The 12828-nt window shown below is 43.9% G+C and carries 12 protein-coding genes; 5 read left to right on the forward strand and 7 right to left on the reverse strand.

From position 1 onward, the window contains the following. Window positions 1-460: 460 nt before the first annotated feature. Window positions 461-865, reverse strand: coding sequence for a fluoride efflux transporter CrcB (crcB, locus tag O9334_RS16195; RefSeq protein WP_288001190.1), 405 nt, complete (start codon window positions 863-865; stop codon window positions 461-463). 158 nt (window positions 866-1023) lie between these two features. Beyond that, window positions 1024-1413, reverse strand: coding sequence for a fluoride efflux transporter CrcB (gene crcB, locus O9334_RS16200; RefSeq protein ID WP_045360165.1), 390 nt, complete (start codon window positions 1411-1413; stop codon window positions 1024-1026). Between the two features lie 124 nt (window positions 1414-1537). Here crcB (O9334_RS16200) and rsmA point away from each other — a divergent pair, with 124 nt between their 5' ends. Further along, window positions 1538-2344: a 16S rRNA (adenine(1518)-N(6)/adenine(1519)-N(6))-dimethyltransferase RsmA gene (gene rsmA, locus O9334_RS16205; RefSeq protein WP_190380709.1), complete on the forward strand. Its 807-nt coding sequence runs from the start codon at window positions 1538-1540 to the stop codon at window positions 2342-2344. Between the two features lie 17 nt (window positions 2345-2361). Continuing rightward, window positions 2362-3303, forward strand: coding sequence for a 4-(cytidine 5'-diphospho)-2-C-methyl-D-erythritol kinase (gene ispE / locus O9334_RS16210; protein ID WP_190380708.1), 942 nt, complete (start codon window positions 2362-2364; stop codon window positions 3301-3303). Between the two features lie 204 nt (window positions 3304-3507). Here ispE and O9334_RS16215 read toward each other — a convergent pair whose 3' ends face one another. Both O9334_RS16215 and O9334_RS16220 read right to left on the reverse strand, forming a co-directional pair. Then, window positions 3508-4320: an urease accessory protein UreD gene (locus tag O9334_RS16215; protein ID WP_288001193.1), complete on the reverse strand. Its 813-nt coding sequence runs from the start codon at window positions 4318-4320 to the stop codon at window positions 3508-3510. Next, window positions 4320-4844: a hypothetical protein gene (locus O9334_RS16220; protein ID WP_190380706.1), complete on the reverse strand. Its 525-nt coding sequence runs from the start codon at window positions 4842-4844 to the stop codon at window positions 4320-4322. The genes O9334_RS16215 and O9334_RS16220 overlap by 1 nt, the downstream gene beginning before the upstream one ends. Window positions 4845-5210: 366 nt before the next feature. Between O9334_RS16220 and gyrA the strand changes: the two genes are divergently transcribed. Next, on the forward strand, window positions 5211-7763 hold the full coding sequence (gene gyrA, locus O9334_RS16225; RefSeq protein ID WP_288001194.1) for a DNA gyrase subunit A: 2553 nt from the start codon (window positions 5211-5213) through the stop codon (window positions 7761-7763). 166 nt (window positions 7764-7929) lie between these two features. Here gyrA and O9334_RS16230 read toward each other — a convergent pair whose 3' ends face one another. The 3 genes from O9334_RS16230 to O9334_RS16240 form a co-directional block, all read right to left on the reverse strand. Beyond that, on the reverse strand, window positions 7930-8460 hold the full coding sequence (locus O9334_RS16230) for a ComEA family DNA-binding protein (RefSeq protein ID WP_045360154.1): 531 nt from the start codon (window positions 8458-8460) through the stop codon (window positions 7930-7932). Next, entirely contained in the window at window positions 8457-8855 is a 399-nt protein-coding gene (locus O9334_RS16235) for an NINE protein (protein WP_045360152.1), read from the reverse strand. Before O9334_RS16235 ends, O9334_RS16230 begins: the two co-directional genes overlap by 4 nt. Before the next feature lie 76 nt (window positions 8856-8931). Then, window positions 8932-10191 (reverse strand): RNA-guided endonuclease InsQ/TnpB family protein, encoded by a 1260-nt coding sequence (locus O9334_RS16240; protein ID WP_288001198.1) that lies wholly within the window; start codon window positions 10189-10191, stop codon window positions 8932-8934. A gap of 142 nt (window positions 10192-10333) precedes the next feature. Here O9334_RS16240 and asnS point away from each other — a divergent pair, with 142 nt between their 5' ends. Beyond that, a complete protein-coding gene (gene asnS, locus O9334_RS16245; RefSeq protein WP_288001201.1) occupies window positions 10334-11698 on the forward strand; it encodes an asparagine--tRNA ligase in 1365 nt (454 codons plus the stop codon). 341 nt (window positions 11699-12039) lie between these two features. Then, window positions 12040-12624, forward strand: coding sequence for a hypothetical protein (locus tag O9334_RS16250; RefSeq protein WP_288001204.1), 585 nt, complete (start codon window positions 12040-12042; stop codon window positions 12622-12624). Window positions 12625-12828 lie beyond the last annotated feature (204 nt).

Raw genomic sequence — 12828 nt, forward strand, 5'->3', positions numbered from 1 at the left:
AGACCCAAAATTATATCAAGAAAAGCTTAAATCTTGACTAAGATTAAGGTATAGTAATAATAAAGTTAAGGTGATTAAATTTCAGTTACCGATAGGAAGTGAAAATAGGGGAAAGTCTGAGCAGTGCGTGCTTTTGTGACGGGTGGAGCGGGTTTTATCGGGGCGATAATCTTGGGAAAATCGCCCTCTATACCCCTTGATGGCGTGAAAATGTCAAAACAGTCCATATACTAAGATTACTCGAAGGCAGTTGGTTTCAAACCAATCGAGACATCACTTGTTAAGACTGAGTAGGAAAGGAAAAAGATAGTCTCAATTGTGCTGAGATGCTTAAGTAGTTAGGTGTTAAAAGTTGTCAGACACCCCCCTGATCAAGGTAGTAGGGTTGATTCATGAATCAACCCTACTATGAATCAACCCTAGGGGCAGGGGGGATCAGACGCAAAATCTATTTAATAACTCATCTAGGAAAACCTGTTCTTGCTAAAATAACTCCAATTTTAAGCGCCATCATCCCCCCAAGAACACTGCCCAACCAGTAAATTAAACCGAAAGTCACGTTTCCCTGCTCTAAAAACTTGTTAGACTCCAAACTATAGGCGGAAAAAGTTGTATAGGAACCACAAAAACCCGTGGCAATCATCAATCCTAATTCTGGGGCAATTATGCGAATATTTTCCCTAATCATAGTAAAGATATAGGCCATAATTAAACAGCCAGAAACATTAACAAAAAATGTCCCCAAAAATTGCCATTCTTGACCGAAAAGACTTTCAACTAATTTCGCAATATAAAAACGACTCAAAGCCCCAAAAATAGCCCCAATCGCCACGGATAGACCATAACGTCCTCTGAAAAAATTCATGCTGTCTCTCCTGCCCTTAAATAGTCAATAAATTGGAGAATTAAGTAGCTGGTTATAATTAAATTAAAAATGGATTTTAGGTTCGATCCCCCCTGCCCCCCTTAATAAGGGGGGTGCCGATAGGCGGGGGGATCTGATAGTTTTTAACGCCTACCTACTTAACCTAGAAAAACTTGGGCAATAGCTGCCCCAATTCTCACGGCAATCAATCCGAAAATGATACTAGCAACGGCAAAAAAAAGACTGAGAAAATTTTGTTGATTGCGCCAGAGGATCAGGATATCTAAACTATAGGTAGAAAAGGTCGTATAAGCTCCTAAAAATCCCGTTCTCACCATTAAATCTAGTTCGTGGGAATAAAAGGGAAAACTGGGTAAAATAGCCCAAAAAAAGCCGATAGCTAGACAGCCAGTTAAGTTAATAATAAAAGTTCCAGATGGAAAGCGTAAGCCGAATTTCGCTTTTGTCCATTCGGTAATATGATAACGAGATAACGCCCCCGGAACCGCTCCGGCTACAATTGCGAAAACATCGTTCAAATCTGACATTGTCTCTAATTTTTTTGCTATCTTTGTCTAGGCTCTATGATAATTGATGCGGTTATCGATCGCATGGCCCATATTTTCAGGGGTGTTATTGTTGAGGACAACCCTCTGACTTTAAAATAAAGGGATGAAAATTCAACCGCGTAAACGTTTTGGACAACATTGGTTAAAAGATGAATCGATACTCGATCGCATCATCGGCGCTGCTAATTTACAATCAGAGGATCGGGTATTAGAAATCGGCCCGGGTACAGGCATTTTAACCCGTCATCTTCTCGATGGCGCTCGATTGGTTGTCGCTGTAGAAATCGATCGAGATCTATGGACAATTTTAAACAAAAAATTTGGCCAACAAGATAACTTTCATCTCATCCCGGGGGACTTTCTTACCCTTAAACCGGAGCAACTGCCGCCGGTTAATAAAGTAGTGGCTAATATTCCCTATAATATCACCGGTCCGATTCTCGAAAAGCTGCTCGGTTCGATCGCCCATCCCTTCACCCCCCCTTACCAGAGTATTACCCTCTTAGTCCAGAAAGAAGTCGCCGAAAGATTAGTCGCTGTCCCCTCCACCAAAGCTTACAGCGCTCTCAGCGTCCGCATTCAATACCTTGCCGATTGTCAATGGATTTGTGACGTACCCCGGCGGGCCTTTTCTCCCTCTCCCCGGGTGGATTCGGCGGTAATTCAGCTTTTACCCCGTGTTTTGCCGAATAATGTCAGCAATCCAGCCTTTTTATCCACTTTAATTAGCTGGGGTTTTGCCAACCGGCGCAAAATGTTACGCAATAATCTAAAAAATTGTCTGGATAGCGATCGATTAAGCCAAATCCTGACACAATTAGAGATTAATCCCCTCGCTCGCGCCGAAGATCTCAGTTTATCGCAATGGATTGACTTGGCGGAAAAATTAGATCAATTGCCAAAATTTTAGATTTTTTTTCTTGACAAATGCACAGTTATACCCTTCTAGCCCCCGCTAAAATTAATTTATATCTAGAAATCGTTGGCGATCGTCCTGATGGTTTCCACGAGTTAGTGATGGTGATGCAGACGGTGGCATTATGCGATCGCATCACTCTCCGGCCCAACGGATTGCAGGAATTCCGCCTCTTTTGCCATCATCCCCTCGTCCCCCAAGATAGCAGTAATCTCGCCCATCGCGCCGCCACTTTGATGGCGAGGGAATTCCCCCGCATCTTTGCCAATTACGGCGGCATCGATATCAGCATCGAGAAATATATTCCCGTGGCTGCCGGTTTAGCGGGGGGGTCCACCAATGCGGCGGCGGTGTTAGTCGGCATCGATTTAATCTGGGAATTAGGGTTAACCCGTCCGGAATTAGAAACTTTAGCGGCAAGATTGGGATCCGATACTTCCTTTTGTGTGACAGGAGGAACGGTTATCTGTACGGGAAGAGGAGAAATTCTCGATCCGATCGCTCCTCTGACCGGATTATGGGTGATTTTAGCTAAATACGATCATTTATCCGTTTCTACACCCTGGGCCTACCAAAGCTATCGGCAAAAATTTCAAGATACCTATCTGTCTTCTCCAGAGGAATTTCATCACCGTCGTCAGCAGGTGAGTTCCGGGGCTTTGGTACAAGCGATTGCCCAGAAAAAACCAGCCGCTATCGGCAAATTTATCCATAATGACCTCGAAAAGGTGGTTTTACCCGAATTTCCCCTCGTAGCCGAGTTAAGACAGGTTATGGGCGATTTAGGCGGCTTGGGAACGATGATGTCAGGCTCTGGCCCGACGGTTTTTACTCTCTGTTCATCTCAGGAAGTGGCGGAAACTATCGTTAAAGAGGCCCGGGAAATTCTCGTCGCTCCCGATCTACAATTTTGGATAGCCCCAATCACCGATACAGGCATTCAAGTGACTTGAAAAAATGACAATTAACCTCTTGTAAAAATCAAAAATTGTTGTTAGGGTTAGGAGTCAGTAGCCAGTAGTCAGTAGTCAGGAGAATTAAGAATGAATGATAATCAGTTAAATGGTCTATTTACAGATTTTATGCGATTTAATCCCTATTTTTGACGTTTTTGAACCCTCAAAAATTAATTATGCAAGAGGTTTAATTGACCGCCTTTACCAAGATAACCAAACTCGCGGAATAATTGCCTCTCGATCGCTCATTTCTCGCCTTAAAATTTGCCAAACCTGCTGAAACCATTGTCGCACTTCACCGCTAGAATTACCCCGATAACGACATAAAAGACCATCTCCTAAAGTGCTAGTAACTCCCATCTCTCCTTCTAGGGAAAAATCTCTCACTTTCTCAATTAAATTTCTGTCCACCGGTTGACCGATATAAACTAAAGTACCGATCAGGGCGCTATCATTTAAACCAGAAAATCCCTCGATCATTTTACCACCTAACAGGCAGGATCGATCGAGCCATAAAGGTTGTCCAGATCGCCAAATTTCCCAATTAGAATGCCATTCTCCCGCTAAAAATTTCTCCCCTCGCGCACTGCGGCCAAAACGGGTAATTTCCCATCCCAGCCAACTGCTATTTTCCCCTAAATCCACTCGTAAATGTTGGCGAAATACCGCACCATTAAAGATAATTGTTTCTTGGGGTAGCCATTCTAAACCGGCATTGTCATCAATTTTAATCTCGATTAATTGCTGTGCCATCTGACCATTACTCTGGTAAACTTTTCCGGCAGAAGCAGTGGTAATCAGGGCATTAGTAGCGGCTTGGAGATGAATTTTTTGTTGCAGAACATCACCCCCAACTATTCCCCCCGCCGTGTGTAAAATCACCGTATGACAAAGATTTTTTCCCTCGGGATAAAAAGGTCTTTGTACTTTTAAAGGGGCGGTAGCATAGACGTGATTAATCTCGGTTGCGAGATTTTTTTGCGTGTAAATTAGTTCTAGGTTTCCCTGCCACATTATTGATCCTCGGTCATGGTTTCTAGAAATTGCCGATAATTTTCAGGACTGAGATTAATTTTAACTTCTATTTGCTGTTCTTTATCCCTGAACAGTAAAATATATTCACTTTCTGCTTTTTTGCCGACCAGGAGAGGATTTTTTAGCTCGAATTTTTGATAAACCAGATGGGGTTTCGTCACCCGAATAACTAAACTAGCTTGGGATTGGGGATAAATGTCTAATTGCTCCCGTTCCCGATCTAAAATTAATTGTTTAGGTGTCATGCTTCTTTCGTCAGCAAAAGTAGATTTATGCCAATAGAGGGTAATCCCCCGAATTTGGGGCAGTTGAATGATAAATTTTTCATCAAAACCTTGCTGCTCCCAATTAATATCTTCCAGAGAGCCAGGAGCGGGAATTAAACGCTGTTGCCAGAAGACTTCCTTAAGATTTAAATCTTGCCACCATTGGCTAATAATTTGGAAATTCTCCAGATTATCGGGGTGGGGATTGGCACTTTGCCAGAGGAGAGGAGTAAGCATTTTGGGGGAATTTTTGCGCTGGGAAAATCAGGTTAATAGTCTTCGCTGGAGTTAAGGGATCATTAAGCTCAATCATCATCGATTCTTGAGCTGCTGATCGGGCCATGGTATTAACTCTCGATCGCATTTTTATTTTATCCTAATTATCGAGGGAAAAACTGCTAAAAGTGGTCTTCACCATTTGCTTTTTCCTGTTGTGATCACTACTAACTTGACACTATTCTAAACCCCAAAAAAGAGAGATTTTATGGTAAAATAGTCGTACAAATGGGCATATTCTGCACATCAAAAGGGTAAAAACCCGACTTTTAGCGAATTTAATCACAAAAACGCTTTTTTTGCCTTGTTATTGGAGTTAACCCCCCTATGACCGCCGCCCAGGATCATGTCGTCCCCACAGACTTAAGCAATGAAATGTCCCGTTCCTACCTAGAATACGCCATGAGCGTCATCGTTGGGCGCGCCTTGCCCGACGCTAGGGACGGACTGAAACCCGTACACCGGCGCATTCTTTATGCGATGTACGAACTAGGATTAACCCCCGATCGCCCCTTCCGGAAATGCGCTAGAGTCGTCGGGGAAGTATTAGGAAAATACCACCCCCACGGGGATACTGCTGTTTACGATGCCCTCGTCCGCATGGCCCAGGATTTCTCCATGCGCGATCCCCTAATTAACGGTCATGGTAACTTCGGATCGATCGATAACGATCCCCCGGCAGCCATGCGTTATACCGAGTGTCGTCTGCACACCCTGGCCACCAACGCCCTACTACAGGATATCGAGTCAGAAACGGTCGATTTTGCCGATAACTTCGATGGTTCCCAACAGGAACCCGTGGTTTTACCCTCTAGAGTCCCACAACTGCTAATTAATGGCTCATCGGGTATCGCCGTCGGTATGGCCACCAATATCCCCCCCCACAACCTGGCCGAGATTATCGATGGAACCGTTGCCCTCATCCATAACCCAGATCTCACCGATACGGAATTACAGCGTTATATCCCAGGGCCGGACTTTCCCACCGGGGGGCATATCCTTGGCAGAGACGGTATTCAGGAAGCTTACACCACCGGCCGGGGTTCCATTACCCTGCGGGGAGTCGCCACCATTGAAACCATCGAACAAAGGGGAAGACCTGATCGAGATGCGATTATTATCACCGAACTACCCTATCAAACCAATAAAGCGGCATTAATCGAAAAAATCGCCGATTTGGTCAATGATCGCAAAATAGACGGTATTTCTGATGTGCGGGACGAAAGCGATCGCGACGGCATCCGGGTAGTGATCGAACTGAAACGGGATGCCTATCCCCGCGTCGTCCTCAACAATCTTTATAAACAAACGCCCCTCCAGTCGAATTTTGGGGCGAATATGTTGGCATTAGTCGATAACGAACCGAGATTACTGACTTTAAGGGAGTTTCTCCGGGTTTTCCTCGATTTTCGCCTAGAAGTTATCACCCGTCGTACCCGTTATGAACTCCGCAAGGCCGAGGAAAGAGATCATCTCCTTCAGGGTTTACTAATTGCCCTCGCTAGTCTCGATGCAGTCATTGCCCTGATTCGCAGTGCTGCCGACACAGCTAGTGCAAAAGAGGGATTAGTGCAGAATTTTGGTCTTTCAGAGGTGCAAGCGGACGCAATCCTACAAATGCAGCTGCGACGGTTAACCGCCCTAGAATCGGAGAAAATTCAGCAAGAACACGGGGAATTACTGACAAAAATCGGCGATCTTCAGGATATTCTAGCCAAAAAAGAACGGATCGACAGCATTATCGAGGAAGAACTGCAACAGATCAAAACGATTCACGCTACCCCCCGTCGCAGTCATATTGAACAACGGGAAGGAGAAATCGCCGAAACTGACCTGATTGCCAACGAACAGGCCTTAATTCTCGTCACCGAACAGGGTTACATCAAAAGAATGCCCGTTAATACCTTTGAGTCCCAAAATCGGGCAACAAGGGGCAAAGCTGGCGCGAAAATGAAAGAAGACGACGGCATCGATCACTTTATCACCTGCCGCGATCACGATAGCGTTCTCTTTTTCACCGATCGCGGGGTTGTCTATAGTCTCAATGCCTATCATATCCCCACCGGTTCCCGTACCGCTCGCGGGGTTCCCATCGTGCAACTGTTAGAGATTCCCAAAGGGGAGAAAATTACCTCGGTGGTGGCAGTCAGCGAGTTCAGCGAGGATAATTACCTGATTATGCTCACACAAAAGGGATTTATCAAGAAAACCGCCCTCGCTGCCTTTAGTAATATTCGATCGAACGGTTTAATCGCCATTTCTCTCGAAGACGGTGATCAACTACGTTGGGTTCGCTTGGCCAAAGAGGAAGATAGCGTCATTATCGGTTCTCGTCAGGGGATGGCAATTCATTTTAAGGCCGATAGTCAACAATTGCGCTCCCTGGGAAGGGCAACTAAAGGCGTAAAATCGATGAAATTGCGCTCAGGTGACGAATTAATTAGTATGGACATCCTGCCTAGTCAAATTGTCGCCCAAATCGCTGAATCTAACCAAGAAGAAACCGAGGACGAAAGCGAAGAAATTAACCCCGAAGTGGCTAATAATGGCCCCTGGGTGTTAGCAATTACCATGGCAGGACTAGGAAAACGGGTTCCCGTTACCCTCCTACGTCTGCAAAATCGGGCGGGATTAGGAGTCAGAGTGATTAAATTCCGCAAAAAGAACGATAAATTAGCGGCTCTGCACGTTGTTAACCCCAACGAGGAATTTATGATTATCACCGCACGGGGTATTATCATCCGTCAATCCGTCGATGCTATTACTCCCCAATCGCGATCGGCCGGAGGCATCCGGGTACAAAAACTCGATGAGGACGATGCGATCGCTGCGGTAGCCCTAGTTCCCCCTAGTGATGCGGAGGAATCTGAAGACATTTAGATTTACTGGGAAGTGGGGTGTGGGGTGTGGGGTGTGGGGTGTGGGGAAGTGGGGAAGTGGGGAAATGGGGAGAATAAATAAAAATAATCTCCTGATTACTGTCTCCTGATTACTATCTCCTATCTCCTGACTCCTATCTCCTGTCTCCTTTCCTGAGGATTTGGGATTAAAACTGGAAAAAGTGCATTAATTGGGAGATTTCCTGAGCGCCTAGGCATAAACGCCCTTTAAAATCCACAATATTCTTAAATAATCCCTGTTCTTCTCTGCTTTTAATAATGGCAGCTGCCAAATTATCGCCGATCAGGGGCAGGGTGGTTAACTGCTCGATCGAGGCGGTGTTAGGATTGATTTTAGGGGGTGCGAGGTGACTTTCGGGGCTATAATAGGCAAATTCTAGAATCGGTTCCCAAGCTTTCAATCTAGCCACAGGAACACTCAAAGCAGCCGCTAGATCTTCAAGACAAAGCAATTCTACCCCCATCCCCAGCAATTCCACCAACATTCGCGCTTGATGGATGGATATCCCTGGCAATCGCAGCCAATCATCCACACCCGCTTGACTGACATTAATTTTAATGCCCAATTGCGCCGCCATAGCGATCTCATCGAGGGAACGAAAGCGATAATAGGGATCATTGCTAATTTTGGCTTTTAAAGGGTTAAAAGTGCGCCCTAACCAGTTTTGCGGTGTCATTGTAGTAATTGTCGCCGTTTTTCTTCAAATTCGTACTCAGAAATTAATCCTTCTTGCCGGAGGCGCTCTAATTCCCTTAAAGCTGCCCCGATCGCCTCTACTTGTTTAGGCTCTAAACTGGGGACAGTGGCAGCAGCGGTGGCAGTGGGAAAATAGTTAGCGAAAAATTGGTTATCTTGGATTAAATACCACACTGCATCGATCGCGCAAGCCACCCGGGGAATCGGAGTTTGCCAGAGGAGAAGATAAATAATTCCCCAGAGAGGTTGACCGAGATAGAATTTATGAATACCGGCGATAGGAAAGGGTAAAGCGAGAATGCTGCCGATAAAAGCCAAAAAAATCGCTAATTTACGGCTTTTGGGCTTACTTAATAATTTTTCCACCAGAAGCATGAGACCTGTTCGAGATTGATTTTAGCCTGATCTGAACTTTCTATCGTGAACTACTCTCAAGGTCTTTGAGAGCTTCCTATTTCACAGGGGATTGCCTCAAGACGGACTTACGCCCAGCTTTTGGTCTTATATCCCCTCTATAGGCAGTATCGCTAGTTCCTAACGACAATACTTCGGCTTTGCTCAGTACAAGTATCCGTAAGCTTTCATCTCGAATATTTATCGCCGCATTTATGTCCCGGTCATGGATTGTTTTGCAATGCTCACAAGTCCATATTCTAACATCAAGGGATAAACTACCCACTTGATTCAGACAGACATGACAAGTTTTAGAACTAGGGAAAAACCTATCAACTTCGATATAAGTTTTTCCTTCCCATTCTGCCTTGTATTTAAGCATTGTACAAAACACTCCCCAACTACAATCACTAATAGCCTTAGCTAAATTATGATTGCGTACGATGCCTTTGACATTGAGATTTTCTACCGCAATAACTTGGTTTTCGTTAACTATCTTACGGGATAGCTTGTGGAGAAAATCCTCACGACATCTTGAGATTTTAGAGTGAACTTTAGCTACTTTACCTCTAGCTTTTTGACGGTTGTTACTGCCTTTCTTTTTACGCGATAACTTTTGTTGTTTCCTTTTTAGATTACGTTGATGTTTGGCTAAATGTCTAGGATTATCATATTTACTACCATTACTGGTAATACAAAAATGAGTTAATCCTAAATCAATTCCTATGGCTTTTCCATCTATCCCCCCGCCTTCGTCACCCCCCTGATTAAGGGTAGATCCCCTCGCCTTCGGCACCCCCCTTATCAAGGGGGGCAGGGGGGATTGCCCGTCATCAACTAAAATAGAAGCGTAGTATTTACCGTCTGGGTTTTTTGAGATAGTAACGGTTTTAATTGTTCCTGCAAATTCCCGATGACGAACACAATAAACTAATCCAACTTTACCCGGTAATTTGAGGTAGTCACCTTCAAATTTGACATTAGCTGGATAGCTAATTGATTGTTTACCATGTTTAGATTTGAATCTTGGTAATCTCGCCCGTTTCTCAAAGAAATTTTGATAAGCTTGGGATAAGTTCAAAGCGACAACCTGTAAGCACTGGGAATAAGCATCTGTCAACCACTCATATTCTTTTTTGAGACTAGGCAATAGTCCCTGAATATAGTTTCGTGTCAGTCCTTTTCCTGTGGTTTTATAGGTTTCTTGGCATAAATTCAGGGAATAATTCCAAAACCAACGACAACAACCAAAGCTTTTTGCTAAGGCTATTTCTTGCTCGGTATTAGGCTTAAGTCTGAATTTGTACGCTTTGTACATAAGAGTTATCAAGAAACTATAACTATGATAACATGGTTTTCGAGAATTGTCTATATACAAAGTCAGCAGAAGTCCATAAAAGCGAGGGACTTTTGCTGACATTCAGTTAAAATACTCTTTGGTTCTAACATAGGGATACGCGATGACTACCAGAATCAAGGAAATCTTTCAAACAGGACAACCGGATCAATCCGTCACCGTGCAGGGTTGGGTGAGAACAAAACGAGAATTAAAAGAATTTACTTTCCTGGAAGTTAATGATGGCTCATCCCTGGCCAACTTACAAGTTATCCTCGAACCGACTTTACCCGACTATGAAAGTGTACTAAAGACAATTGGTACAGGAGCGGCGATCGCTGTTTCGGGAAATTTGGTTCCTTCCCCGGGTAAAGGGCAAAATATCGAGTTAAAAGCGGCCGAAATCACCCTTTATGGTGACTGTCCCCCGGATTATCCCCTACAAAAGAAACGTCATTCCTTTGAATTTCTGAGAACTATTGCCCATCTGCGAGCAAGAACCAACACCCTAGGAGCAGTAATGCGGGTTAGAAACGCTTGCGCTACCGCTATCCACACTTTTTTCCAAGAAAAGGGCTTTATTTGGGTACATACTCCCATTATTACCGCTAACGACTGCGAAGGTGCGGGAGAATTATTTACTGTCACCAGTTTAGATTTAAAAAAACCCGCCAATTTTGCCGAGGATTTCTTTGGTAAACGGGCCTATTTAACCGTCAGTGGACAATTACAAGCGGAAGTAATGGCCATGGCTTTATCTAATGTTTACACTTTTGGCCCGACTTTTCGCGCCGAAAATTCTAATACTTCCCGTCATCTGGCCGAGTTTTGGATGGTGGAACCGGAAATGGCTTTTTGTGACTTGGAAGGAGATCAGGATTTAGCGGAAGCTTTTCTGAAATATATCTTTAAATTCGTCCTAGAAAATTGTCCCGAAGATTTGCAGTTTTTTAACGAACGTATCGATAAAACGGTGTTAAGTACGGCCGAAAATATCGTTAATAGTGAGTTTGGCCGGATTACCTATAGCGAAGCGATCGAGTTATTAGAAAAAGCCGATCGTCAGTTCGAGTTTCCCGTAGAATGGGGCGTAGATTTACAGTCAGAACACGAACGTTATCTAGCGGAAGAACTATTTAAAAACCCCGTGATTGTCACCAATTATCCCAAGACAATCAAAGCTTTTTATATGCGTCTAGATGACAATAATAAAACTGTTTCCGCTATGGATATTTTAGCGCCCAAGATCGGCGAAATTATCGGCGGTTCCCAACGGGAAGAACGATTAGATGTATTAATCCAAAGAATGCAGGAACAGGGAATGAATCCCGATGATTTGTGGTGGTATTTGGATCTGCGTCGCTACGGTTCCGTTCCCCACGCCGGTTTTGGTTTAGGATTCGAGCGTCTGGTACAATTCATGACGGGAATGACCAATATTCGCGATGTGATTCCTTTCCCCCGTACCCCTTTAAGTGCCGACTTTTAGAATGATGTCTAGGATCGACGGGAGAAAGGTTGTAATCCTTAAGCTTTCAGCGCTAATTTGCTTGGTCTTTGGAGACTTGTACAACTTTATTGTACAAGTCCAAGCTCTTGAACTCCCCAAAAACCCCAAAATCTGAAGGGAGGAGAATGTAAAGATTTATAAAATTGTATCTTTTAATACAGTTGTGGGGGTGAATGTGTATTGTTTTGCTATCCGCCTTTGGCGTTGGGTTGGGCTGTTGCTTGACCTGGGTGCTAGAGGGCGATCACACAGTTAGGCCTTTATGGGGCGGACTTTCGCTTTCGCCACAGCCCTTTTTTCAAAGATAGTGAGGTCATCAAATGTACATTCGACTCCCTTTAATTGCTTTAGATTCTAGTGAAGACGGCGTTAGTGTGGATTCCTACGGCCAAGGACAACTTACCGGTGTTACCTACACTGTTCCCGCACATGGTGATATCAACGTGGATTTTGAGCTTCACCTGCTATGCGTTACGCCAGCCGATATCATAAATCTCGATAATTTGGTGAAGTCACTTCTGGATGCATCAAAACAGCATTTATATAGTGATTTAGCCAAAACAGACGTTAGTGGTGGTCTGAGTTTTTTTGATTTTCTTTCGGGTGGTGTTAAAGCTTCATACAGCGACACCAAACGCAATATGGAAAAGTGGGAGCTTAGCCCTGAAAACCAGGGTGTTATCATTCAGAAGATGATGAAAATTGCCATGGAAACGAATGACTTTTCCTACAAGGGTGAAATAAAAAATACCGACTATGATTATTCTGTAACTGGTAATCTTTTTGGTATTGTCATGGATTGCACAATTAAACAAGGCTCCACAACGCATCAAATTCGCGCTTTGGCCCCTAAACCTCATCTACAAGATCCGAGGCTCTTCGGTAATTGTTATGCAAATAATTAACTTCAAATAAAATTCGATGATAGTGCCTACGCTCAAAAATAGCTGAAATTTATACAGGGAGAGATTTTAGACACAAACAGGTTAATACCAAAAGATAGACAATCGAGTTAAGATTTGATATAATAGCCAAAAACCAGAGTATTTTACTTATGATACTTGACAAATTTTTGAACCTAGAAGGAACCTCTATTCAAGGCTATCGAC

The organism is Microcystis sp. LE19-8.1F (assembly GCF_027531715.1).
Taxonomy (GTDB): Bacteria; Cyanobacteriota; Cyanobacteriia; order Cyanobacteriales; family Microcystaceae; genus Microcystis; species Microcystis wesenbergii_A.

Excerpts from the sequence above, each read along its gene's own strand:
- gyrA (WP_288001194.1), top strand. The coding sequence starts at position 5,211 with ATGACCGCCGCCCAGGATCATGTCGTCCCCACAGACTTAAGCAATGAA.
- rsmA (WP_190380709.1), top strand. The coding sequence starts at position 1,538 with ATGAAAATTCAACCGCGTAAACGTTTTGGACAACATTGGTTAAAAGAT.
- ispE (WP_190380708.1), top strand. The coding sequence starts at position 2,362 with ATGCACAGTTATACCCTTCTAGCCCCCGCTAAAATTAATTTATATCTA.
- O9334_RS16220 (WP_190380706.1), bottom strand. The coding sequence starts at position 4,844 with ATGCTTACTCCTCTCCTCTGGCAAAGTGCCAATCCCCACCCCGATAAT.
- asnS (WP_288001201.1), top strand. The coding sequence starts at position 10,334 with ATGACTACCAGAATCAAGGAAATCTTTCAAACAGGACAACCGGATCAA.
- crcB (WP_045360165.1), bottom strand. The coding sequence starts at position 1,413 with ATGTCAGATTTGAACGATGTTTTCGCAATTGTAGCCGGAGCGGTTCCG.
- crcB (WP_288001190.1), bottom strand. The coding sequence starts at position 865 with ATGAATTTTTTCAGAGGACGTTATGGTCTATCCGTGGCGATTGGGGCT.
- O9334_RS16230 (WP_045360154.1), bottom strand. The coding sequence starts at position 8,460 with ATGACACCGCAAAACTGGTTAGGGCGCACTTTTAACCCTTTAAAAGCC.
- O9334_RS16250 (WP_288001204.1), top strand. The coding sequence starts at position 12,040 with ATGTACATTCGACTCCCTTTAATTGCTTTAGATTCTAGTGAAGACGGC.
- O9334_RS16240 (WP_288001198.1), bottom strand. The coding sequence starts at position 10,191 with ATGTACAAAGCGTACAAATTCAGACTTAAGCCTAATACCGAGCAAGAA.
- O9334_RS16235 (WP_045360152.1), bottom strand. The coding sequence starts at position 8,855 with ATGCTTCTGGTGGAAAAATTATTAAGTAAGCCCAAAAGCCGTAAATTA.
- O9334_RS16215 (WP_288001193.1), bottom strand. The coding sequence starts at position 4,320 with ATGTGGCAGGGAAACCTAGAACTAATTTACACGCAAAAAAATCTCGCA.